This is a genomic window from Burkholderia ambifaria AMMD (genome assembly GCF_000203915.1).
Classification (GTDB): domain Bacteria; phylum Pseudomonadota; class Gammaproteobacteria; order Burkholderiales; family Burkholderiaceae; genus Burkholderia; species Burkholderia ambifaria.
The window spans coordinates 775,487-797,796 of the sequence record NC_008392.1 but is presented as its reverse complement, the minus strand read 5'-3'; the positions used below and the strand labels follow the sequence as shown (position 1 = coordinate 797,796).

The following is a 22,310-nucleotide window of genomic DNA, read 5'->3' as shown; positions in this document are numbered from 1 at the left end:
GAGGTCGCCCAGCGGCCCATCCCTTACCTATCGACGGCTTTTCGTGTGAATCCCTACCAGCGAATCAACGCCGCCCCCCACGTAAAGCCCGATCCCATCGCCGGCATCAGAACGAGGTCGTTCTCCTTGATGCGTCCATCGGACACCGCCTCGCTGAGCGCGAGCGGAATCGACGCCGCCGACGTGTTGCCGTGTTTGCCGACGGTGAGCACGACCTTTTCCATCGGCAGGTTCAACTTCATGCCGAGCGTCTGCACGATGCGCTGGTTCGCCTGATGCGGCACGACCCAGTCGAGATCGTCCCGGGTCAGGCCGTGTGCCGCGAGCGCTTCCTGCGACGCCTCGGCGAGATTGACCACCGCATGCAGGAATACCTCGCGCCCTTCCAGATGCATCTTCCCCGCGCTTTGCGTCGACGAGACGCCGCCGTCCGTATGAATCTTGTCGTGATGCCGGCCGTCGGAATGCAGGTGTGTGGAGAGGACGCCGCGCGGCTTGTCGCCGTCGGATCGCTCACCGCGCAGCACCACCGCGCCGGCACCGTCGCCGAACAGCACGCAGGTATTGCGATCCTGCCAGTCCACGATGCGCGACATCGTTTCCGCGCCGATCACGATCGCGGTGCGGGCCTGACCCAGCCGGATCATGTTGTCCGCGACCGACAGCGCGAATACGAAGCCCGAGCACACGGCCTGCACGTCGAACGCCACGCCGCCCTGCATGCCGATCGCCTCCTGCACGCGCACGGCCGTCGCGGGCATCGTGCGATCGGGCGTGCAGGTGGCAAGCACGATCAGATCGACATCGGCGCCGCTGATGCCGGCCTGCTTCAGCGCGGCGGTAGCCGCGCCGATCGCGAGATCGGACGTGTGCTCGCCGTCCGCCGCGATACGGCGCTCCTTGATGCCGGTGCGCTGCGTGATCCATTCGTCCGTGGTATCGACCATGCGGGCGATGTCATGATTCGTCACGCGCCGCTCGGGCAGTGCCGAGCCGCAGCCGACGACGCGCGAGGTCCAGCTCCCCGCGCCGGTGATTTCCGCCATCTTCCGTACTCCGGTGAAGATCGATGAGGCGCGCCGGCGCGCGACAGGCGCTGAACCGGCGCACGCGAGTTACCAGTTTCCGGCGCTTGCTCCTTCGCCCGCTTCCGTGTCCGCGGCTGTGCCCGTGGGCGTGAGCGACACGAGATGCTCGGCCAACGCGATGAACGTCGGGTAATCGTAGAGCACCGTATCGTCGATCTTGATCTTGAGCCGCTCCTCCAAAAAGAACGCGAGTTCCACGGAATGCATGGAATCGAAGCCGGCGTCGGCGAAGGTCTGTTCGAGATCGGTCGGCACCTGCAGATTGTTGGCCTCGGCCCATTCCTGGATCCAGCCGAGAATGGTCTGGGCGGTCACCGCGGAACCGTTCAACGTTGCGGCTTGAAGTTGGTCGCTCATGGCATTGATTTCCTGAAGTCGGATTGACGAAGAAAGGCACGGCACGATGCGTCGTGCGTCGTACGGTTGAATCGAAACACGCGAGCCTATGCGGGCGTCTCCTGCGCAAGCGGCTCGAACCCGACACGCGTGGCGTCCGGACTGCCATCGAGGAAAGCCGCGACGCGGCGCGCGGAGGGCTCACGCACGATCGAGTTGTGATCGTCGTCGAACACGCTCACCGCGACGCTGCCGCCCGTGAGCCGCCGCAGATACTGCGTCACCTGCGTACCGGACATGCCGCCCGCGTTGCGATTGGCGAGCGCGTAGTCGATTCGCGTGCGCACCTGGTGGGGCCGGTGACGCGCGAGCGCCACCGCGCTCACGGCATGCAGCCGCGAGATGTGGGCGAACGTGGCGGGATGCGCGCGGCGCCGCACGTCAGCCAGGTAGAAGTCGCGATCGAGCATCGTGTCGAAGCGTGGATCGGCGAGCCACGCTTCGACGACCTGCGTGGCGTCCTCATTGACGAAATCGCCGGCAAGCGCGCGCAGCCGCGTCGCGAATTCGCCTTCATGGAGCGGGGTATCGACGATCACCAGCGGCGGCGCGGTCCTGCCCTCCGCTTCCCACTGCGCCGCCATTTCGTGCGCGACAATGCCGCCGAACGACCAGCCGCCGAGCACATCGGGCAGCGTGCCATGTGCGGCAAGCAACGCCGCGCGATAACGCGACGCCAATTGCGCGATCGACAGATACGCAGGCGGGCGGTCCTGGTCCGCATACGGATGGCGAATCGCGACGATGGTCGGATCGCCCGGCCAGCCGTTGGCCAGATCCTGATAACAGAGCACGTTGCCGCCCACCGGATGCACCAGTGCGACGAGCGGCCCCGCGCCATTGCGCAGCGTGACGAGCAATCCGTGGTCGCCCGGTGCATCGGCCGCTTTCTGCGTGTCGCTCGATACGGGTTCCTGAATCGGTGTAGTGCCCGACGATGCGCCGAACCACCGAGCCAGCGTCGATAGCGATGCACCGCGTGCGAGCATGGAAATCGGCGGCATCCTGCCGAAGTGCTGATGCAGGCGCACGCGCAATTCCGTCAACGCCAACGAATCGAGGCCCTGACTGACGAGTGAAAGATCGTCGGCCAGCGTCACGCTATCCGGCGTGACGGCCGCCGCGATGGTGCGGAGTGTCGCGAGCAGTTGCTCAACGTCAACGCTCGCGATGTCAGTGCCAATCTCCGCCACGTGCGAAGCGTGTTGCAGCGGCACCTCGCCCGACGCGATGTCGCGCCGATGCTGCGTACCGCCTTGCGCGGAAGCCGCAAGCACATGCTCCGGGAACGGCAATTCGAAGCGATCGCGCTCGAACGGATAGCCCGGCGCTTCGGCAGGCCGCGGCGCGTTGCCGTAGAGTTTGCGCCACGCAATCTTCTGCCCGATGCTGTAGAGGCGTGCGCACGCATGCGCGAAGCCGGTCGACTCCGTTTCTTCATCGCCGTCCGGCCCATCGGCAAGCGAAGAGACCGCACATTGCCAGTCGCCGCCCGCGGCCGCGCGCGCGAGCTTCGACAGCGCCGCGCCGGGCCCCACTTCGACGAAGATCGTCTTGCCGTCGGACGCCGCGAGCAACGCTTCATGAAAGCGCACCGGCTGCTCCACGAGATCCAGCCAATGCTCGACACTCGCGATCGCGTCTGTCGCGAGCGCGCCGGTGAGTGTGGAGACGATCGGGATCGCGGGCGCCGCCAGCGTCAGCGGTTCGAGTGCCTGCCGGAACGCTTCGCGCATCGAACGCAGCATCGGCGAATGGCCCGGCGTGCCGTAGGTCTTGAGCAACGACACACGCTTGCCGGCCGCGACCATCGCGTCCTGAACCCGCGTGATCGCCGCCTGCGTGCCGCTCACGACGGTTTGCTCCGGCCCGTTGATGCCTGCCACGAACAAGTCCGTGCCGAACGCGAAGCGCGCGGCGAGTTCATCCACGCTCGCGGCGACAGCGAGCATCGCGCCTGCCGGCGTCGCCGTATCGAACAGGCGGCCGCGCGCTTCGACCGCCTTCAGGCCCTCGGCGACCGACATCACGCCGCCGATCACGGCGGCTACATGCTCACCCAACGAATGCCCGATCAGCAGATCGGGCTGCACGCCGAGATCCATCCAGGTACGCGCCAGCGCATAGCACACGACGAAATGCGCGAGTTGCCCGGGATGATGGCGCACCGCTTCGGCGGTCCGGCCGACGATCGCATCGAGCACCTCGCGTGCCGTATCGGCGTCGAGCTGGCCCAGACACGCATCCGCGTGTTTGCGGAACAGGACGTTGTCTTCGCAGAGATTGCGCCCGATACCGGGTTGCCATGCCCCTTGACCGGGGATGAGAAACGCGAGACGCGGCTTGCGCGGTTGCTCGCCGGCATGCCAGTGTCCCGTCGGGTCCTCGGCGAGAAAGGCATCGAGTGCGGCAACGAAATCCGCTTTCGTCGTCCCGACCAGCGCGACGCGATGATCGAAATGATCGCGCCGCACGCTCGCCGTGTGGCACGCATCGCGCATCGGCGCGGGGGTGTCAGCGAGCCATGCGCGCCACGCGGATGCGGCACGCCGGCGCGCTTGCGGCGAGCGTCCCGACAGCGTCAGCACGCGTTCGCGAGCGACCTGCGCGGCGGTATCCGGCGCCGCGTCCGGCTCGGCGAGAATCATATGGACGTTGGTGCCGGTGATGCCGAAGCCACTCACGCCGACGAACGCATTGCCGTCGCCCAGCGGCATGCCGTCACGCGGAATCTCGAGTTGCGCGCCTTCCCAGTGAAAGCGCGGATTCGGCGTCGCGAAATTCACCTGTGCGGGCACCTGGCGATGACGCAGAATCAGCATCGCCTTGATGAAACCCGCCATGCCCGCCGCACCTTCCAGATGTCCGAGTTGCGACTTCACGGAGCCCACGAGAATCGGCTTGTCGCGCGTGACGGCGCGCGCATACACGTTGCGCAGCGCGGAAAGCTCGATCGGGTCTCCCAGTGCCGTACCCGTGCCATGCGCTTCCACGTAGGCGACCGCTTCCGGGCGCACGCCCGCACGCGCCATCGCGCGACGAATCACGGCTTCCTGCGCCGCGCCGTTGGGCGCGGTGAGGCCATTGCTCGCGCCGTCGCTGTTGACGGCGGAACCGACCAGCACCGCGTCGATACGATCACCGTGCGTGCGTGCGTCGCCCAGCCGCTTCATGACGAGCGCGCCACCGCCTTCGCCGCGAATGTAGCCGTCGGCGTTCGCGTCGAACGGGCGACACTGACCGGACACGGACATCGCCTGAAGTCGCGCGACGCCGATCGTTTCCTCCGGCCCGAGGATCAGGTTCACACCGCCCGCGATCGCCACGTCGCACTCGCCGGCCTGAAGGCTCTGCGCGGCAAGATGGATCGCGACGAGCGACGACGAGCAGGTGGTGTCGACGAAGATCGCGGGCCCGCTCAAGCCCAGGATGTGCGCGACGCGCCCGGGCGCCATTGCGCGCAGGTTGCCGAGCTTCGAATACGTGGTGATTTTTCCGGGATCGCCGGACCACACGGTACGCCGGCCATAATCGGCTTCGCCGGTCGTCATGAACACGCCGACATTCTTGCCGCGCAATTGACCGGGCGCAAACCCTGCGTTCTCGAGCGCTTCCCAGGCCAGTTCCAGCATCCAGCGCTGCTGCGGATCCATCTCGATCGCCTCGGCCGCCGACGTGCGGAACAGCCCGCGGTCGAAGCAGAACGGATCGTCGACGTAGCCGGCCACGCGCGAATAGGTGGTGCCGGGTTCAGCGGGATCCGGCGAGTAGAACGCGTCGATATCGAACCGCTCGCGCGGGGTTTCCCGAATCGCCGTACGGCCGGAATTCAGAAGCGTCCAATAGCTCGACGCACAGGACGCGCCACCCGGAAAGCGGCACGACATGCCGATGATGGCGATCCGTTCCGCGTGTGTAGTTGACCTGTCCATACCGTTCTCGCTGCAAGAAGAATGCTTCATGGCTAGTGGCGACGCGCCGCGTCGAGATCGTCGCGACTGCTGGCCTGCACCAGCACGGCCATGTTGCCGGGCAGATGCTGATTCGCGCGAATCTTCGCGTGCGCATCCGGCAGGCGGTTCCACGGAAACACTTCCGACAGGCACGGGTCGATCTTGCCGCTCATCACGAGCCGGTTTGCCTGCGCGGCTTCCTTGAGACTCGCGAAGTGGCTGCCCTGGATCCGCTTTTGCCGCATCCACACGTAGCGCGCATCGCAGGTCAGGTCGTAGCCGCTCGTGGCGGCGCAGAAGACGACCATGCCGCCGCGCTTCACGACGTAACAGGACGGCGCGAAGGTATTGCGGCCCGGGTGTTCGAACACCATGTCGACGTCGCGCCTTTCGCCGAGCGCGTCCCAGATCGCCTTACCGAACTTCTTCACGGCGTCGACATAGGCCGCGTATTCGTTCGTTGCATCGACGGGTGGCGGCGCGCCCCAGCATGAAAAATTCGAACGGTTGATCACGCCCACCGCGCCAAGGCGCTTGACGAATTCAGCTTTCGAATCGTCGGAGACCACGGCGACCGGCCGCGCGCCTGCCAGCGCCGCAAGCTGAATCGCCATCGTTCCCAAGCCGCCCGCCGCGCCCCACACGAGCACCGATTGCCCCGGCGAAAGCACATGCGGCTTGTGGCCGAACAGCATCCGGTACGCGGTGGCGAGCGTGAGCGTGTAGCACGCGCTTGCGGCCCACGTGAGGTGCTTCGGGCGCGGCATCAGCTGCGTGGCCTGTACGCATGCGAATTGCGCGAACGAACCGTGGGTGGTTTCGTAGCCCCAGATGCGCTGTGACGGCGACAGCATCGGATCGCCGCCGTTGCATTCCTCGTCGTCGCCATCGACCTGCGAGCAATGCGCGACCACCTCGTCGCCCACCTTCCATTTCTTCACGTTCGCGCCGACGGCCCAGACGATGCCGGACGCGTCCGAACCCGTGATGTGATAGGGATCGTCATGCAGGTCGAGCACGGAAAACGGCTGGCCGAGGGCGGCCCACACGCCGTTGTAGTTGACGCCGGCCGCCATGACGAGAATCAGCACGTCGTTCGGGCCGAGCGTCGGCACGTCGACGATTTCCTTCGTGAATGCATGCTGCGGCTCCCCGTGGTTCTCCCGGCGAATCGTCCACGCATGCATCGTTCTCGGCACGACGCCCAACGGGATGGCACAACCGATGTCGAACAGCTCCGGTTGCCCGTTCTCCGTTTTCTCCACCACTTCCATCAGTTCGGAATCCATATTTATATCCGTACGAAATCGGATTGATCGACCGTAGCGCTCGCGCTACGACATGCGTGAAGACGACGTGCGCGTCAAGCCGCGGTCATGCCGCCGTCCACGGAAAGCGCGGTGCCCGTCATGAACGACGACGCATCGCTCGCGAGGAACACGACGGCCTGCGCGATCTCCTCTTCGGTACCCAGGCGGCCGACCGGATGAAAGCTCTTGATCTGGTCGGTCATATGGGTTTCGTCTAGGAATTTTTCGACCATCGCCGTGGCGACGAATGCCGGACAAATCGCATTGACGCGGATTTTCTGCTTCGCGTATTCGAGCGCGGCCGCTTTCGTCAATCCGAGAATGCCTGCCTTCGACGCGTGATATGCGCAGCCGCCGAATGCCGATGCCACCAGGCCATAGGTCGATGACATATTGATGATCGATCCGCCCCCGGTTTTCAGCAATTCCGGAATTTCATATTTCATCGCAAGGAACACCCCTTTCAGATTGATGTCCACGACAAAATCCCAGGTCGCCTCGTCGGTATCGGCCACGGCATTGCCGAACGCTTCAACGCCTGCGTTATTGAAAGCAATATCCAGCCTGCCGAATTGTTTTACGGCCTGCGCGACCGCATTCGCGCAATCCTCGGCCCTGGAAACATCGGTTTTCACGAACGTCGCGTCGCCGCCAGCGCTGCGAATTTCCTCGACGACGGCCAGGCCTTCGTCGATGCGGCGCGATGCGATCGCGACGCGCACGCCTTCCCGTGCAAACAACAGCGCCGTGGTCCGGCCGATGCCCGAATTCCCGCCCGTGACGAGGGCCACCTTGTCTTGAAGCTTCAGCACTGCGCTCTCCCGGTTACGTTGATATGGCCGATCGCTGCCGCCATCGAACGATTCATTCGGCTCGGATGAAAACGTTCGCGTTCTCGTATTGGTCTGGATTCTAAACGTCAAAAAACGTCCATCCATGACAGTTCATAAAAGTTCAGAATTACTTCCCGGGCGGGCGAATATTATCGGCACCATCGATATTTTCGGCAATTGCCAGGCTGGTGCACCATGCACGCAAAAACGATATCCCGGCACAAGATTGGCATGTCCGTCATTCATGCAATCGGCAGTGAGGGTTTCTCGGACCTCAGCGCAGCGCTTGATTCGCTCGACCCCGACTTCAAGCGATTGCTGATCGAGGGCGCTTATGCGGATATCATCGCCCGGCCCAATCTGTCGCTGAAGCATCGCGAGCTCGTGACCGTCGCGGTCCTGACCACGATGGGCAATGCCGATTCCCCGCTCAAGTACCATGCGGCCGGCATGTTGAATACGGGCTGGGCGCCGGAGGCCGTGCTCGCCACGGTCCTGCAGACGCTCGAGTACGCGGGCGTGCCGGTGGCCATGGCCGGCGTACGACACGTCGTGACGGTGCTGCGCGCGCGTGGCATCACTATCGGTCAGGCAGCGAATCCGTTCGAGCCCTACTCATCCGCGGTCGCATGCACGCGTGAGCTGCGGCAACACCATCTCGAAGCACTGACACCCAAGGAGCGCGAACTCGCCACGCTTGGCATCGTCATCGCGCTCGAAAATCAGCACGCGGCCGTACGGCAGCACTTGAATGCTTGCCTGCATGTCGGCTGGACGCGTCATGAGCTGACCGAAGTACTGATTCAGCTCACCGGCTATATCGGCTGGCCGCTCGTACTTTCCATGTCGCGCATCGCGCTCGACGTATTCGCTGCCGCGGAGCAGGCCCACGTCGCCCCGACACAAGCCCGGACGGAACGTGATCGATATGCGCACGCAGCGCCGGTGCACGCCGCCGACATTCCGCCCGAACTCGCGCGGCACCTCGACCAGCCGGGTGCGTCGACGTCGAGCGTCGATTCAGTCGAACACGCGAAGGCACGGCACCTGACGGCCATCGCCTGCCTGACCTGCCTCGCTCGAAATGCGGATACCGAAGCGCTCGTCATGCATATACGCGACGCGCGCTTGCTGGGTGCATCTCGGCACGAGATCGTGAACACAATCACCGGCGCACTGCCCTACGCGGGCGTGCTCGCCACGCAATCCGCACTGGCAGAGGCAAACCGGTTGTTCGCATCGACGGATTTGCACGCTGCTGCAACGCACGAGAACGCGGCGGCATGACAGATGACGGCGCGCGATGCCGTCAACGCCACGCAGTACGAACGACACAGGAGCAGACGATGAACGACGAAGGTGGATACGACCTCGAAGACTTGATACCCGGCATGAGCGCAAGCTTCACGAAGACGCTATCCGAGCGCGACATCTTCCTGTTCGCGAGCGCCTCCGGCGATCGGAATCCCGTGCATCTCGATGACGCCTACGCCAGTCGCACACGATTCGGCGGCCGCATCGCGCACGGCATGTTGTCGGCGTCCGTGATATCGGCCGCCATTGCCATGCGCCTGCCCGGCCCCGGCTCGATCTATCTGTCGCAGGATCTGCAATTCCGGCGCCCGGTGAAGCTCGGTGAAACGGTTTGTGCGACCGTGACCGTCAAGGAGGTCGTCGCGAACCGGCGGCGCGTCGTGCTGGAAACCCGATGCGAAGTGAATGGGCTGATCGTGGTGGAAGGTACCGCGGTCGTCATGCCCACGACCGCGGCGGCGCGCAGCAAGGAAGCGGAACACCTGCAAGGTCAGGCGGTTTGACTATCGCGCGCCAGTCGGTCGTCCGCCGTCCGGCTTGTGAGGAACATCGTAACGGGTGCTCGGGTTGGAGCCGGTGATCTGGTAGCGACGCTCACTTCGCCGACCTGCGACTGCGGGGTGGTCGGGTTCTGCGCGATCCGGTTCGTCGGAACGCGTTGCCGCGCATTGGAACGGACCTGCGCGTGCTACCTCGCCGCCATTGCATGCGCAATGCACGTGCGCGCAAGCACGTCGGTCGGATCGACGAGCGTCGCGCGGCGCCCGTTCCGCCCGACATATTCGTCGCCCGGCAGCAGGATCGGCAGTTCGGTACAGCCGAGCACGATCACGCTCACGCCTTCGTCCATCAACGCGTCGATCGCCGCGCCGATATCTTCCTCGCACTGTCCGGTCGTGAAGCCGGCCTTGACACCCTGCGCGCCGTAGATCGCTTCCATCACGCGCGCCTGCAACGCCGGCGCCGGCGCGACTTGCCGGAGTCCCTGCGATTCCAGCGCCTTCCGGTAGACCCCGCTTTCGATCGTGCCGGACGTGGCCAGCACGCCGACCTCCTGCAGCGCAGGATAGGTGTCGCGTAGGTGGGCGACCGTGACGCTCAGCATATTGACGATCGGAATGCGGAGCCAAGGCTGAATCCGCTCGACGAACGCATGCGCGGTGTTGCACGGAATCGCGATGATGTCGGCATCGCCGTCCTCGAGTTTCTTGCAGGTCGCGTACAAGGAGATCGTCGGATCCGCGCCGGCGCCCACCAGGTTCTCGGTTCGATCGGGAATCTGCGGATTCTGTTCGACCAATAGCTTGATATGGTCCTGATCGCGCGACGCCGGCGTGTTGCGCACGATCTTGTCCAGAAAATCGACGGTCGCCGCCGGGCCGACGCCGCCGACCACGCCGATCTTGAACGTTGCCGCGCGCCAACCAGATTGCCCGGTCACCGCGTACTGCGCATACGCGAGATTCGAATCCACGAGCGGCACGCGCTGCGGCCCGATTTCATCGGCGACCAGCGCGATCTCGGTCAGGCCGGGAACGATCACCTGCACGCCCTGATCGGCAAGGTCCTCGCACGCACGACGCAACAGCTCGACCGGACGGCCACGAAGATTGCCGCGCTTGATGCCGTCGGCGCCGTAGATGGCCTCCGTCACGAGATCGATCCCGTCGCACGGCCGCGGATGGACGACTTCGAACTGCGGCGTCGGGAAATACGCTTCGAAGAGTCGCTTGCCGCGCACGTAGTCGGACGCCAGCACACCGATGCGCGTCGCGTCGGGATACTTGCGCCGCACATGGCTGCGCACCGCTTCGACGATATCCACGATCGGCAGGCGCGTGTTCGCCTTCAGCTCGTCGATGAACGTGTGGCTCAGAAAGCACGGCAGCACGACCGTCGTCACACCCCGCTTCTCGAACGCGCGGATCAGGTCGAACACGTACAGCTTGCGTTCGATGGTCGCCGCACTTCCCGACCCCGCGCCCTTGAACGGGTATTGCTCGAAAATCATGTCGACGTGCTCGTCGTCGGACGACGCAGGCGTCGCCTTCACCATCTTGAAGAACACGTCGGCACTGCCCAGCGGCCCGAGGCCGCCGACCACGCCGAACTTGCGCCGCGCAGTCACGCGATCCGTAAGCATCACGCACTCTCCGGCTGATCGAATACGGCGGCGGCTTGCGACTTCGCCGCGCGCCGGCTCTCCCACTTCGCGATCACCGCCGTCGCCACGCTGTTGCCGATCACGTTCGTCATCGTGCGGCCCATGTCGAGAATCTGGTCGATCGCGAGAATCATCGCGACGCCGGCCACCGGCAGATGGAACATCGGCGCGACCGCCGCGACCACGACCACCGAGCCGCGCGGCACGCTCGCCATCCCCTTGCTGCTCAACATCAGCACCAGCAACATGAACACCTGCTCCGACACCGGCATGTGCACGCCGAACGCCTGCGCGATGAAGATCGCGGCAAACGCCTGATACATCATCGAACCGTCCAGATTGAACGCGTAACCGAGCGGCAGCGTGAAGCCCACCACCTTCTTGTCCACGCCGAACCGCTCGAGCTGCTCGGTCAGGCGCGGATAGGCGGCCTCGCTGCTCGCGGTCGAGAAGGCGATCAGCGCGGGTTCGCGCACGGCCTTCAGCAGGCTGCCGACGCGTCGCCCGAGAAACACGTAGCCGGCGCCGATCAGCAACGTCCAGAGGACGAGCAAGCCGAGGTAGAACGCGCCGATCAGCTTGCCGTACGTATAGATCACGTCGAGCCCGCGCAGCGTGACCGACGCGGCGATCGCACCGAATACGCCGAGCGGCGCCGCGCGCATCACGTAGTTGGTCAGGCGCAGCATCACCGGCACCATGCCGTCGATCGACTGGATCACGACGCCGACCCGCTTGTCGTGCTTCAGCGCGCTCAGCCCGATGCCGAGAAAGACCGAGAACACCAGGATCTGCAGGATGTCGTTGCGCGCCATCGCGTCGAGCAGGCTGGTCGGGAATGCATGCGTGATCACGTCCCGCGCGTTCAGCGCGGCGGTATTCAGGCCGGTGCCGACCTCGCCGGCGGATGCCACGAGGTTCAGGCCGGCGCCCGGCTGCAGCGCATTGGCCATGACGAGGCCGAGGCTCAACGAAATCAGCGACGCGCAGACGAACCATCCGATCGAGCGCAGGCCGATGCGGCCGACGTCCTCGCCGCTGTCCATGCCGGCCAGGCCGGACACGAGCGTGACGAACACCAGCGGCGCGATGATCATCTTGATCAGGCGCAGGAAGATGTCGGTGACGATCGAGAAATAGCCGGCGACGGTTTTGAGCGTGGCCGGATCCGTGATGTGGGTGTGGCACGCATAACCGGCGACGACACCGAGGATCATGCCGACTGCAATGCTGAAGGTAAGGCGATTTTTCATGTCCATTCGTCCTTGGGTGGCGCCCTGCCGCCGAAGGCGAACGAGCGCTGCGAAGAAGGCCGCGCGACGCCGGTCACGCGTCACGATTGCCGTTGGAACGAATGGTAGGGACGGTCGATAAAACCGTGATGCCGGTGCAACATGGCGGTATGCGAGCGCCGCATAAGGCGGGAAAACCCCGACTCAGCCGAGCCGGGAAGGCGCCTCGCGCAGGTGCTGCCACAGCGTGTCGAGGAATTCACTGCGATTGGACACGTCGCGATACACGCGCAGCTCGACTTCGAGATTCCACGCCGCGGGCCCGGCCGGGACGAGTTCGCCGGCCGCCAGCTCGGCGGCGATGGCGCTGCGGGGCAGCCACGCGATGCCCTCACCTTCCATCACGAGTTTCTTCAGCACCTCGGCCATGTCCGACTCGTAATGCAGTTGCAGCGCGGGCGTATCGGGGGCGCGACCGAGCAGCAGCGCGAGACACCGGCCGAAGTAGCTGGTTTCCGTATAGGAGATCAGCGGCAGCGGGGTCTGCTTCGTTCCGGGCAGGCGAAACGCGGGGGCCGAGCGCCGGTTCGGCCGGCATGCCGGCATCAACGTGTCGAGGCCGACCGTCAGGTGCGCGTACTTCGCCGGGTCGAGATGGAGCGGCAGCTCGGGATGGTGATAGGCAAACATCAGCTCGCAGTTGCCGTTGACGAGCATCAGGATCGAGTCATGGACGTTGGTCGGAATCACGCGCGCCCGCACTTCGCCAAAATGCGGGGCGAGCGCCTTGAGCCAGCCCGGCAGGAAACTCAGCGCGATCGTGTGGCCCGCGGCGATCTGCAGGCTCTTGCCGGCAATCCGTTGCTCGGTGCGGATGATGGCCCGCGTGTCGAACAGGCGGCTGAGCACGTCCTCGGCCGTCTCGCGAAACAGCCGGCCCGCCGGCGTCAGCACCGGCGGAAAGCTGCTGCGGTCGATCAGCTCCGCGCCGATCCACTGCTCGAGCGACTGGATACGACGGCTGAAGCCCGACTGCGTGACGTTGCGAAATTCAGCCGCACGGGAAAAGCTTTGATATTGAGCGAGCGCGAGGAAGTCCTCGATCCATTTGATTTCCATGATGGCCTTGGCGGGTCGCGGGCGGAGCGGCCCGCGCGTCACCCAGGTCATGGCGAAGCGCAGGCCGACGAACGCTCACATTGTATGTGCTCGCTCCGGTGCGCCGCGCGGGCATCCCTGCTCGCTACGCCTTTTTTGCATAGGCGCTGCACCAGCCTTTCGCATTGACCTGCTTGCCGCCGAAAATGGCGCACGGCGCCATCGCGGCATCGGCCTTGCCCTGGTAGAACTGGCAATTCGCACAGGCCTCGCCCGGCTGAAATTTCGGGAATTTCTTACGGTCGACCCGGCTCGCGTCCGTCTTGTAGCCGAGCGCCTGCGCGTTTGCATCGGATTCCTGCACGACAACGGCATCCGCCGCCGCCGCGCGACGGCCCACGGCCAGCGCGGAAGCCAGCACGGTGGTGGCTGTAATGAAACGTCGGCGTGAAAATTTCATGAGAGTCTCCCTCGAACGGATGCCCGGGAATCAGTGAAAGAAGAGTGCCCGCATGCCGAACGTGTGATGCGCTTCGGCGGCCATCAGCACCATGAGCACCAGCAGGCATAGCGGTGGTACCAGGATCGCGTACACGAGCGCCAGCCGCTCCCACATCATGTGCATGAAGATCGACACGATCAGCCCGGCCTTCGCGATCATCAGCACGACGATCAGCACCCAGCGCAGCACGCCCTGCACGTGGAAGTAGTCCACCAGATACGACAACGTGCTCAGAACGAACAGCAGGCCCCAGATCTTCAGGTAGACGCCGATCGGATGCTGCTGGCCGTGCGCGGCGTCGGGTCGATCGGCGGAATCGGTGTGGTCCATGGCCTGCCTCACCACAAGTAGAACAGCGCGAAGATGAACACCCACACCAGGTCGACGAAGTGCCAGTACAGGCCTGCAATCTCGACGATCTGGAAGTTGCCGTGCTCGGTGAACCCCGGTTGCAGCACCTTGCGTGCGATCAGCAGCAGGTAGATCACGCCGCAGGTCACGTGAAAGCCGTGGAACCCGGTGATCGTGAAGAAGCACGCGCCGAACTGCGCCGCGCCCAGCGGGTTGCCCCACGGGCGGATACCTTCATGGACGATCAGCTTCGTCCATTCCAGCGCCTGCATCGACACGAAGGCCGCGCCCAGCAGCGCGGTCGCCAGCAACAGCACGGCGGCGCGTTTGGCGTTGCGCCGGTAGCCGAAGTTGACGGCCATCGCCATCGTGCCGCTGCTGCTGATCAGGATGAACGTCATGATCGCGATCAGCAGCAACGGCACGTCCACGCCGCCCACCGTGAGCCCGAATACCTTGGACGTATCGGGCCACGGCGCGGTGGTCGAGATGCGCACCGACATGTAGCCGATCAGGAAGCTGCTGAAGACGAAGGTGTCCGACAGCAGGAAGATCCACATCATCGCCTTGCCCCACGGCACCTTGAAGGCTTCGCGGTCGCCCGCCCAGTCGGTGACGATACCGCGCCAGCCGTCGGGCCCGACGTCGGTGGGGGCGATGTCGGCCGATTCGCCGACAGACGATTCGGTGGGGAGCGTGGGCACGGTCATGGCGCGGCTCCATACAGCGGCCCGCAGATGGCGGCGACGATCGCGGGGGTCATCCACCACATCGCCGCCAGCAGCACGAGCCAGACAGCCAGCAGGAAATGCCAGTAAGTCGCACACAGCGCAATGGCGCGCTGGGCCCGGAATGGGTCCGCGCGCCGCACAAGCGCGATCGTGACGACCCAGGCCACCAGCCCGCCCAGCACATGCAGTCCGTGCAGGCCGGTGAGCAGGTACAGGAAGCTGTTCGAAGGATTGACGTTGACGGTCTGCCCGGCGGCGGCCAGCACGCGCCACGCGGTCAGTTGCCCGATCACGAACAGCGCCGCCAGCACGCCGCCGGATACCAGCCACGCCGCGCGGTGCAAAGTCATCCGCCGGGCGCGCTGCATCGCGATGCTGGCCAGCACCAGCGCACCGGTGTTCCACCACAGCAGCACCGGATGCGGAATCGGCTGCCAGTCGGGCTCGCGCATGCGCATCCCATAGGCGAGCAGCAGCAAGGAAAACAACGTCGTGGCCACCGCCATGAAAACGATCAGGCCCGTGCGACCCGCATTCGGCAAGACCGATTGCGCGTCGGGACCGAAGGGGCGCGGCAGCGTGGTCATTCGTGTGCCTCGTCGGAGTGAAGCGTCGGCCGGGCCGGCGCGGTCTCGGGCGCCGTCGCGGGCGGCCGGTTCTGCGGGACGAAGTCTTCCTCCTGCCCCGCCGGACTGTATTCGTATGCCCAGCGATAGACGACCGGCAGCGCCGCGCCCCAGTTGCCGTGCGCGGGCGGTGATTGCGGCGTCTGCCATTCCAGCGTGGTGGCCCGCCACGGGTTGCCGTCGGCACGCTTGCCGTGCACGAGGCTCCATGCGAGGTTGAACAGGAACAGCAACTGCGCCACGCCGACGATCAGCGCCACGACGGTGATGAACGCGTTGAGCGTCTGCGCCGAATGCGGAATGAAGCTGTAGCCTTCATACGCGTAATAGCGTCGTGGCATGCCGAGCACGCCGAGATAGTGCATCGGGAAGTAGATCGCATAGGTGCCGACGAACGTGAACCAGAAGTGCAGGCGCCCGAGCGTGTCGTTCAGCATGCGGCCCGTCACCAGCGGATACCAGTGGTAGAGGCCGCCGAATACCACCAGGATCGGCGACACGGCCATCACCATATGGAAGTGCGCGACCACGAAGTACGTGTTCGACAGCGGAATGTCCACGCTCACGTTGCCGAGGAACAGCCCGGTCAACCCGCCGAGCACGAAGGTGCTGATGAAGCCGATCGCGAACAGCATCGGCACGGTCAGGTGGATATCGCCGCGCCACAGCGTCAGCACCCAGTTGTAGACCTTCAGCGCCGTTGGCACTGCGATGATCAGCGTCGTGGTGGCGAAGAAGAAGCCGAAGTACGGATTCATGCCGGCGATGAACATGTGGTGGGCCCAGACCACGAAGCTCAGCGCGCCGATCATGACGATCGCCCACACCATCATCCGGTAGCCGAAGATGCTCTTGCGCGCATGCGTGCTGATGAGGTCCGACGCGATGCCGAACGCCGGCAGCGCGACGATGTAGACCTCCGGATGCCCGAAGAACCAGAACAGGTGCTGGAACAGCAGCGGGCTGCCGCCGGCATGGTTGAGCGTCTGCCCCATCGACACCACGGCGGGCACGAAGAAGCTGGTGCCGAGCGTCTTGTCGAACAGCATCATCACCGCCGACACGAACAGCGCCGGAAACGCCAGCAGCGCCATGATGGTCGCGGTGAAGATGCCCCACACCGTGAGCGGCATGCGCATCAGCGTCATGCCGCGCGTGCGCGCCTGCAGCGTGGTGGTCACGTAGTTCAGGCCGCCCATCGTCGCCGCGACGATGAAGATCGCGAGCGACACCAGCATCAGCACGATGCCCCATTCGACGCCCGGCGTGCCCGGCAGGATCGCCTGCGGCGGATACAGCGTCCAGCCCGCGCCGGTCGGTCCGCCCGGCACGAAGAAGCTCGCGGTCAGCACCAGCACGGCGAGCAGATAGACCCAGTAGCTCAGCATGTTGAGGAACGGGAACACCATGTCGCGCGCGCCCAGCATCAGCGGGATCAGGTAGTTACCGAAGCCGCCGAGGAACACCGCCGTCAGCAGGTAGATCACCATGATCATCCCGTGCATCGTGACGAACTGGTAGTAGTGGTTCGCGTCGATGAACGCGAACTTGCCCGGGAAGCCGAGCTGCAGCCGCATCAGGTTCGACAGCACCAGGCCGACGAGGCCGATGGCGATGGCCGTCAGCGCGTACTGCACGGCGATGACCTTGTGGTCCTGGCTCCACACGTAGCGGGTCCAGAAGCTCTGCGGGGCGTGATCGGAATGCGCGTAAGTCATGGGGTGTGCTCCGCTAGCGCTGCGCCGCGCTGCTGGCGTCCGGCCCGCCTTGCGCTTTGATATAGGCCACCAGTGCGGCCAGTTCCTGATCGCTCAGGTCGAAGTGCGGCATGATCGGCGAGAAGCCCTTCACGACGCGTGCCGTCGGGTTGGTGATGAACGCGCGCAGATACGCGTCGTCCACCTTCGCGGTGCTGCCGTCGGCCATCGTTTCGGTCTTGCCGTACAGGCCCTTCCACGTGGGGCCCACGCGCGGCGTGCCGTCCACGGTATGGCACGCGATGCAGCCCTTGGCCGCCGCGAGCGCCTTGCCCTGGTCGGCCAGCGCCTGGGCGCTGCCGCCCGCGGCGGCCGGCGCGGCCTGCACGTTCGCCTGCTGCCGCTGCGCGAACGTCGGCTGGCGCGCAAGCCAGCGCGAGAATGACGCTTCGTCTTCCACCACCACCACGCCGCGCATGTTCGAATGCCCGATGCCGCAGAGCTGCGCGCACAGGATGTCGTAACGCCCGGCCTTGGTCGGCGTGAACCAGAAGGTGGTCACCATGCCGGGCACCATGTTCATCCGCGCGCGGAACGGCGGCACGTAGAAGTCGTGCAGCACGTCGCGCGACCGTGCCAGCACCTGCACCGGCCGGTTGAGCGGCAAGTGCACTTCGGATGAATCGATCAGATAGTTGTCGCGGCCGTTGGGGTCGCCGGGGTTCAGGCCGAACGGGTTGGCGTCGCTGATGTAGCGCACGTCCGTCGTGCCCAGCTTGCCGGCGGGTCCGGCGAAGCGGAAGCGCCATTGCCATTGCTGGCCGAGCACTTCCATCTGCAGCACCTTGGACGGCGGTCGTACGTAGTCCGCATAAACGAAGAGCCCCGGTGCCAGCAATGCGGCCACGCCGACCGAGGTCAGGCCGATCAGCCACCATTCGAGCCGCCTGTTGTGCGGCTCGTAGGCCGCGCGACGGCCGCTGCGATGGCGGTAGCGCAGCAGTGCGAGCACGATGAACAGGTTGATCGCGATGAAGAACGCGCCGGTGATGACGAGCGTGATCGTCAGCATGTCGTCCATGCGCACCCAGTTCGACGCGATCGGCGTGATCCACCACGGGCTGGCAAAGTGAAACCCCACCGCCACTGCGATGATCAGGACCAGAGCAATCGCAAGGGCCATAGGCCGCCTCGCTGCGTGTCACGCACCCGAGCCGTCGGCACGACGCTGCTGGCGTCGTCGCGCCGCGTCGGCGCATTTCGCGTTCGTCGTATCGTCCGCGCCGGCACCTGTGCCGGCGCCGCTTCGCGACGCGCTGGACGGCTCTTAAGAAAAGGTAGTCCTCTGCCCTGCATCGTGCAAGACGGCGAAACGCGCAGACGCACACCGCGGATGTCGCGCACGAAACGCGCGAACCGCGGTGTCGCATGCGGCGATGCGATGCAAAAACGGCCGCCGCCGGCACGGATTGCCGACGCGGCCGTCTAGCGGGGCCGACGGAGGTTCAGCGCCGGCGCGTCACTCAATCCTGCTCGGCCTGCGCCATCGCTCCAGCTGGCCATAAGCGACGGCGGCCACCACGCCGAACAGCAGGTTCGCCAGCAAGGGGCCGGAACCGCGCTCCGAGATGAACCACGGGAACACGGCCGTCATCACATAAAAGTTCCACAGGTACGCGACGAGCCCGAACGCCAGCCCGATCACCGCCTCCATGCCCACGCTCGAATCGAACCGGAAAGGCGCCATGATCGCGGCGAGCATCATCCCCATCAGCGCGCCGAGCACGTAGTGCAGCAGCAACGCCATCGCGACGATTTCGAGGTTGAATTGCGACAACTGGCTGAGCGCACCGCGGCCCATCACCATCGCGGCGATCTTGTGGGTCGGTCGCCACGGGCTTTCATGGAGCACCAGCGTCGACCAGAAGAATTCCAGCGCGATCACCAGTGCACCGCCCGCCAGGCCGGCCACGGCGGCGGAGACCCAGTCCGGCGTGCGCCGTTCCCAATGGTGCGATTGCATGTGCAGTTCCATATGACCTCCTTGCTGATGGTTCAGCTTCAGCACTCAGGTTCAGAACGCGCCGTTCGCGTCAAAAAGTATGTGCCGTGTGCGATTCGAAATCGCCGGGCGCGAGCCGGCACAGCGCATCGCAACACGTTCGCCCCGCGATTCGGCAACGCCACGGGCAGCCGCGTCGAAACGCAACGCAATGCCGCCCACGGTCGCGGCAACGCGAACATGCGTCCGACGAATCGCGTCGATGAGCGCGGGTGTTCGCGTGTGCCGGTTTTGGCGTGTCAGGGGAAGATCGGCGTCGTGGGCTCGCCGCCTTCCATGTCCGCCTGGGGAAAATGCTGCGCGACCATCTGCGAGATTTCCTCCTCTCGCAGCGGCGGCACGTCGGCCATGATCAGGATCTGGCCTTCCCGAATGGCCTCGCGAAAGCGCGCGAGTCGCCCATTCGGCTCGGCAATGCCGATCATCGCGGCCGTCCACGCGCCGAAGCCCGCGCCCGCCACCGTCAATCCGACGACGGCACCGCCCGCGATCACGAGCTGCGCGGGAGGGAATACGAGCGCGACGAGACCGATGAGCGCGCCTGTCGCGCCGCCGAGTGCGACGCCCCGCTCGAGCGCGTGCACGACATCGCTGCTTTGCAGCAGCGATGCTTCGGGCAACTCATCAAGCGTGACGCTATGATCGGCGAGAACATGGATATGGCGCCAGATGATGCGGGCGCGCAGCAAGTCATCGACGATCGCCTTCGCCATCTGCGTATCGGGTACGAGAAAATAAAGGCGTCTCATGTTGAACTGCACCCCAAAAGTTGGACACCCGTCCAACCTTTGGGGTGTTTTTCATGACGAAGTACAACGAGCAGTTCAAGCAACGCATCGTTGACGAGTATCTGGCCGGCGGAATCGGCATCGAATCGCTGGCGCATCGGTACAGAGTGGGCCGCTCGGTCGTGGGGCGCTGGGTGGCGAGCTATCGGGAGCATGGCAGCGCGGGGTTACGCAAGAAACACGTTTGCTACGACGCTGAGTTCAAGCTATCGGTACTGCAGCGCATGTGGCGAGACGAGTTGTCATACGGCCAGGTATCGGCCTTGTTCGATATTCGCGGCGCGGGCTGCGTAGCCGGCTGGGAGCGCCTGTATCATGAGGGCGGTATCGATGCACTGTCCCCTCGCCGACGAGGGCGCCCCCGAAAGATGGCCACTTCACTTCCGCCCAAACCCACCGAACCCGGCACACCGGATGAACGCTCGCGCGAAGAATTGCTCAAGGAAAACGAGTATTTGCGTGCGGAGGTGGCCTACCTAAAAAAGCTCGATGCGCTGCTGGCGAAGAAGCAGGCAGCGCAAAAGAAAAAGCGCAAATAGTGCACGAGCTTAGGCAGCACCATCCGGTAGCGGCACTTCTGAAGGCGGCCGGCTTGGCGCGTAGCACGTTCTATTACCAGCTTGGGACGCTGAGCGTCGACGATCGCCGTGCCGATCTCAAGGCGAAGATCCGGGCGGTGTTCGACCATCACAAGGGCCGCTACGGCTATCGACGCGTCACGGCTGCGATTCGGCAAACCGGGCATCTCGTCAACCACAAGGCCGTGCAGAGGCTGATGCAGCAATTGCAGTTGAAATCCCTGCTGCGCCCGAAGAAATACCGCTCCTGGCGAGGCGAAGTCGGCAAAGCCGCACCCAACCTGCTGCAACGTCAGTTTAGTGCCGCACAGGCCAATCAGAAGTGGGTGACGGATGTGACGGAATTCAACGTCGGCGGTCAGAAGCTGTACCTGTCGCCGGTGATGGATCTGTACAACGGCGAGATCGTGGCTTACCAGATGGATCGACGCCCAAGCTTCGAGTTGGTCAGCGGCATGCTCAAGAAGGCGCTGACCAAACTCAAACGCACGGACAGACCGCTATTGCATTCGGACCAAGGCTGGCAATACCGAATGCCGGCGTTTCGCCGGCAACTGAAGCGGCGCAAACTGACTCAAAGCATGTCCCGCAAGGGGAACTGCCTCGATAATGCTGCGATGGAAAGCTTCTTCGGCACGCTCAAGTCCGAGTGCTACAAGGGACATCGCTTCACTTGCGTGGAGCATTTGCGCGACACGCTCAATCACTACATCCACTACTACAACCACGAACGCATCAAGCTCAAATTGAAAGGGCTGAGTCCCGTGCAATACAGAACTCAGCCCTTGAGCGCCTAGCCTTCAACTGTCCAACTTTGCGGGGTCAGTTCATGTTGGCACCCCTCTTTTGCCAGCGGTTTATCCGCGACAGAGCCTTTTGTTATTTTATGTCAGCATCGGCGGGTGGATAGCCGGGTTTGCGCAGGGGCGCCAGCAGTTCCCTCAGACCGTTATGGTCGATCTCGTGCATCAGCGCGAGCTGGCGGCCGAGTTCGCCGCGCGGGAATCCTTCGCGCGCCAGCCAGTTGAGGTAAGGGCCGGGCAGATCGGCCAGGAGTCGGCCCTTGTATTTTCCGAAGGGCATGGTAACGGTGACAAGACATTCAAGGTCGGGGGTTCGCATGCCGGTATTGTGCACGTCCGGCTGCTAGACTGGTATTTCCCCCTGCAAACCCTGGAGGGAATCATGATGTCCGTGTACGTCGTGAAGACCGGCGAGCAATTCCTCTGCACTGCCGAGGACGGCGATATCGGCATGGCCCCGGCGATTGAAGATGCGACGTCCTTCGGTTCGTATGAGGAAGCCGAAAAAGCTGCAAATACGCATGCCGACCCCGGATATGAAATCGTGGCCGTGTGCGTGATCCGGCACTGATCGGCTGCTCTGCGCGGACGAATGACTTGCGTGCCGGACGCGCAAGTCGCCGTGCGGCAGCGTCGTCCATGCGACAACGCTGACTCCGCGCACGCGCCGCGTGACGCATTGCCTTCGTCGACGTCGCGCATCCGGCGGCACGGCGCACGGCATCGCCGCCGCGCGCGAACCGTCCGCCTACGACGGCCACGCGTGCGGCGACCCGGTCGCCAC

21 protein-coding genes are annotated in these 22,310 nt (G+C 64.7%); 4 read left to right on the top strand and 17 right to left on the bottom strand.

Going from position 1 to position 22,310, the window contains the following annotated elements; genetic code table 11:
- Nucleotides 1-53: 53 nt before the first annotated feature.
- The 5 genes from BAMB_RS31010 to BAMB_RS30990 form a co-directional block, all read right to left on the bottom strand.
- Nucleotides 54-1,046: a beta-ketoacyl-ACP synthase III gene (locus tag BAMB_RS31010; protein WP_011661097.1), complete on the bottom strand. Its 993-nt coding sequence runs from the start codon at nucleotides 1,044-1,046 to the stop codon at nucleotides 54-56.
- 69 nt (nucleotides 1,047-1,115) lie between these two features.
- Nucleotides 1,116-1,445, bottom strand: coding sequence for an acyl carrier protein (locus BAMB_RS31005; RefSeq protein WP_011661096.1), 330 nt, complete (start codon nucleotides 1,443-1,445; stop codon nucleotides 1,116-1,118).
- An 86-nt stretch (nucleotides 1,446-1,531) separates the two neighbouring features.
- Nucleotides 1,532-5,416, bottom strand: coding sequence for a type I polyketide synthase (locus BAMB_RS31000; RefSeq protein ID WP_041491802.1), 3,885 nt, complete (start codon nucleotides 5,414-5,416; stop codon nucleotides 1,532-1,534).
- Between the two features lie 32 nt (nucleotides 5,417-5,448).
- Nucleotides 5,449-6,726, bottom strand: a complete 1,278-nt coding sequence (gene ccrA / locus BAMB_RS30995; RefSeq protein WP_011661094.1) for a crotonyl-CoA carboxylase/reductase — start codon at nucleotides 6,724-6,726, stop codon at nucleotides 5,449-5,451.
- Between the two features lie 74 nt (nucleotides 6,727-6,800).
- The gene (locus BAMB_RS30990) at nucleotides 6,801-7,559 is read right to left on the bottom strand and encodes an SDR family NAD(P)-dependent oxidoreductase (protein ID WP_011661093.1); all 759 of its coding nucleotides are present in this window, start codon (nucleotides 7,557-7,559) and stop codon (nucleotides 6,801-6,803) included.
- A gap of 252 nt (nucleotides 7,560-7,811) precedes the next feature.
- Between BAMB_RS30990 and BAMB_RS30985 the strand changes: the two genes are divergently transcribed.
- Nucleotides 7,812-8,867 (top strand): carboxymuconolactone decarboxylase family protein, encoded by a 1,056-nt coding sequence (locus BAMB_RS30985; protein WP_127456140.1) that lies wholly within the window; start codon nucleotides 7,812-7,814, stop codon nucleotides 8,865-8,867.
- Nucleotides 8,868-8,926: 59 nt separating this feature from the next.
- Entirely contained in the window at nucleotides 8,927-9,397 is a 471-nt protein-coding gene (locus BAMB_RS30980) for a MaoC family dehydratase (protein ID WP_041491801.1), read from the top strand.
- Nucleotides 9,398-9,582: 185 nt separating this feature from the next.
- Here BAMB_RS30980 and cuyB read toward each other — a convergent pair whose 3' ends face one another.
- The 11 genes from cuyB to BAMB_RS30925 all read right to left on the bottom strand — a co-directional run bounded on the left by cuyB (nucleotide 9,583) and on the right by BAMB_RS30925 (nucleotide 20,106).
- Nucleotides 9,583-11,037: a cysteate racemase gene (gene cuyB / locus BAMB_RS30975; RefSeq protein ID WP_011661090.1), complete on the bottom strand. Its 1,455-nt coding sequence runs from the start codon at nucleotides 11,035-11,037 to the stop codon at nucleotides 9,583-9,585.
- Nucleotides 11,037-12,311 (bottom strand): dicarboxylate/amino acid:cation symporter, encoded by a 1,275-nt coding sequence (locus BAMB_RS30970; RefSeq protein ID WP_011661089.1) that lies wholly within the window; start codon nucleotides 12,309-12,311, stop codon nucleotides 11,037-11,039. Before BAMB_RS30970 ends, cuyB begins: the two co-directional genes overlap by 1 nt.
- 183 nt (nucleotides 12,312-12,494) lie before the next feature.
- Complete coding sequence (locus BAMB_RS30965; RefSeq protein ID WP_041491892.1) at nucleotides 12,495-13,409, bottom strand: LysR substrate-binding domain-containing protein; 915 nt, start codon at nucleotides 13,407-13,409, stop codon at nucleotides 12,495-12,497.
- Nucleotides 13,410-13,533: 124 nt separating this feature from the next.
- Nucleotides 13,534-13,848 (bottom strand): high-potential iron-sulfur protein, encoded by a 315-nt coding sequence (locus tag BAMB_RS30960; protein WP_011661087.1) that lies wholly within the window; start codon nucleotides 13,846-13,848, stop codon nucleotides 13,534-13,536.
- 30 nt (nucleotides 13,849-13,878) lie between these two features.
- Nucleotides 13,879-14,220: a cytochrome C oxidase subunit IV family protein gene (locus BAMB_RS30955; protein WP_006756511.1), complete on the bottom strand. Its 342-nt coding sequence runs from the start codon at nucleotides 14,218-14,220 to the stop codon at nucleotides 13,879-13,881.
- A gap of 8 nt (nucleotides 14,221-14,228) precedes the next feature.
- Entirely contained in the window at nucleotides 14,229-14,951 is a 723-nt protein-coding gene (locus tag BAMB_RS30950; RefSeq protein WP_011661086.1) for a heme-copper oxidase subunit III family protein, read from the bottom strand.
- Complete coding sequence (locus BAMB_RS30945; RefSeq protein ID WP_011661085.1) at nucleotides 14,948-15,559, bottom strand: cytochrome c oxidase subunit 3; 612 nt, start codon at nucleotides 15,557-15,559, stop codon at nucleotides 14,948-14,950. Before BAMB_RS30945 ends, BAMB_RS30950 begins: the two co-directional genes overlap by 4 nt.
- A complete protein-coding gene (gene ctaD, locus BAMB_RS30940) occupies nucleotides 15,556-17,316 on the bottom strand; it encodes a cytochrome c oxidase subunit I (RefSeq protein ID WP_011661084.1) in 1,761 nt (586 codons plus the stop codon). Before ctaD ends, BAMB_RS30945 begins: the two co-directional genes overlap by 4 nt.
- A 13-nt stretch (nucleotides 17,317-17,329) precedes the next feature.
- The gene (locus tag BAMB_RS30935) at nucleotides 17,330-18,478 is read right to left on the bottom strand and encodes a cytochrome c oxidase subunit II (RefSeq protein ID WP_011661083.1); all 1,149 of its coding nucleotides are present in this window, start codon (nucleotides 18,476-18,478) and stop codon (nucleotides 17,330-17,332) included.
- A gap of 336 nt (nucleotides 18,479-18,814) precedes the next feature.
- A complete protein-coding gene (locus tag BAMB_RS30930; RefSeq protein WP_011661082.1) occupies nucleotides 18,815-19,330 on the bottom strand; it encodes a hypothetical protein in 516 nt (171 codons plus the stop codon).
- A 266-nt stretch (nucleotides 19,331-19,596) separates the two neighbouring features.
- Entirely contained in the window at nucleotides 19,597-20,106 is a 510-nt protein-coding gene (locus tag BAMB_RS30925) for a hypothetical protein (RefSeq protein ID WP_011661081.1), read from the bottom strand.
- Nucleotides 20,107-20,159: 53 nt separating this feature from the next.
- Here BAMB_RS30925 and BAMB_RS34975 point away from each other — a divergent pair.
- A protein-coding gene (locus tag BAMB_RS34975) for an IS3 family transposase (RefSeq protein ID WP_085963142.1) occupies nucleotides 20,160-21,520 on the top strand; the annotation gives its coding sequence in 2 pieces (ribosomal slippage) (nucleotides 20,160-20,622 and nucleotides 20,622-21,520; 1,362 coding nt in all).
- Between the two features lie 82 nt (nucleotides 21,521-21,602).
- On the opposite strand, the gene BAMB_RS34715 is transcribed toward BAMB_RS34975, so the two are convergent.
- The gene (locus tag BAMB_RS34715) at nucleotides 21,603-21,845 is read right to left on the bottom strand and encodes a DUF3820 family protein (RefSeq protein ID WP_011661079.1); all 243 of its coding nucleotides are present in this window, start codon (nucleotides 21,843-21,845) and stop codon (nucleotides 21,603-21,605) included.
- Between the two features lie 63 nt (nucleotides 21,846-21,908).
- Here BAMB_RS34715 and BAMB_RS30910 point away from each other — a divergent pair, with 63 nt between their 5' ends.
- Complete coding sequence (locus BAMB_RS30910) at nucleotides 21,909-22,097, top strand: hypothetical protein (RefSeq protein ID WP_012372277.1); 189 nt, start codon at nucleotides 21,909-21,911, stop codon at nucleotides 22,095-22,097.
- The last annotated feature ends 213 nt before the right edge of the window (nucleotides 22,098-22,310 follow it).

What these genes read in the sequence shown, in the direction of transcription:
- ccrA (WP_011661094.1), bottom strand. Translation starts at nt 6,726, where the DNA reads ATGGATTCCGAACTGATGGAAGTGGTGGAGAAAACGGAGAACGGGCAA.
- ctaD (WP_011661084.1), bottom strand. Translation starts at nt 17,316, where the DNA reads ATGACTTACGCGCATTCCGATCACGCCCCGCAGAGCTTCTGGACCCGC.
- BAMB_RS30950 (WP_011661086.1), bottom strand. Translation starts at nt 14,951, where the DNA reads ATGACCGTGCCCACGCTCCCCACCGAATCGTCTGTCGGCGAATCGGCC.
- BAMB_RS31010 (WP_011661097.1), bottom strand. Translation starts at nt 1,046, where the DNA reads ATGGCGGAAATCACCGGCGCGGGGAGCTGGACCTCGCGCGTCGTCGGC.
- BAMB_RS30945 (WP_011661085.1), bottom strand. Translation starts at nt 15,559, where the DNA reads ATGACCACGCTGCCGCGCCCCTTCGGTCCCGACGCGCAATCGGTCTTG.
- BAMB_RS30980 (WP_041491801.1), top strand. Translation starts at nt 8,927, where the DNA reads ATGAACGACGAAGGTGGATACGACCTCGAAGACTTGATACCCGGCATG.
- BAMB_RS30965 (WP_041491892.1), bottom strand. Translation starts at nt 13,409, where the DNA reads ATGGAAATCAAATGGATCGAGGACTTCCTCGCGCTCGCTCAATATCAA.
- BAMB_RS30960 (WP_011661087.1), bottom strand. Translation starts at nt 13,848, where the DNA reads ATGAAATTTTCACGCCGACGTTTCATTACAGCCACCACCGTGCTGGCT.
- BAMB_RS30930 (WP_011661082.1), bottom strand. Translation starts at nt 19,330, where the DNA reads ATGGAACTGCACATGCAATCGCACCATTGGGAACGGCGCACGCCGGAC.
- BAMB_RS30935 (WP_011661083.1), bottom strand. Translation starts at nt 18,478, where the DNA reads ATGGCCCTTGCGATTGCTCTGGTCCTGATCATCGCAGTGGCGGTGGGG.
- cuyB (WP_011661090.1), bottom strand. Translation starts at nt 11,037, where the DNA reads ATGCTTACGGATCGCGTGACTGCGCGGCGCAAGTTCGGCGTGGTCGGC.
- BAMB_RS30985 (WP_127456140.1), top strand. Translation starts at nt 7,812, where the DNA reads ATGTCCGTCATTCATGCAATCGGCAGTGAGGGTTTCTCGGACCTCAGC.
- BAMB_RS30955 (WP_006756511.1), bottom strand. Translation starts at nt 14,220, where the DNA reads ATGGACCACACCGATTCCGCCGATCGACCCGACGCCGCGCACGGCCAG.
- BAMB_RS31000 (WP_041491802.1), bottom strand. Translation starts at nt 5,416, where the DNA reads ATGGACAGGTCAACTACACACGCGGAACGGATCGCCATCATCGGCATG.
- BAMB_RS34715 (WP_011661079.1), bottom strand. Translation starts at nt 21,845, where the DNA reads ATGCGAACCCCCGACCTTGAATGTCTTGTCACCGTTACCATGCCCTTC.
- BAMB_RS31005 (WP_011661096.1), bottom strand. Translation starts at nt 1,445, where the DNA reads ATGAGCGACCAACTTCAAGCCGCAACGTTGAACGGTTCCGCGGTGACC.
- BAMB_RS30970 (WP_011661089.1), bottom strand. Translation starts at nt 12,311, where the DNA reads ATGAAAAATCGCCTTACCTTCAGCATTGCAGTCGGCATGATCCTCGGT.
- BAMB_RS30925 (WP_011661081.1), bottom strand. Translation starts at nt 20,106, where the DNA reads ATGAGACGCCTTTATTTTCTCGTACCCGATACGCAGATGGCGAAGGCG.
- BAMB_RS30910 (WP_012372277.1), top strand. Translation starts at nt 21,909, where the DNA reads ATGATGTCCGTGTACGTCGTGAAGACCGGCGAGCAATTCCTCTGCACT.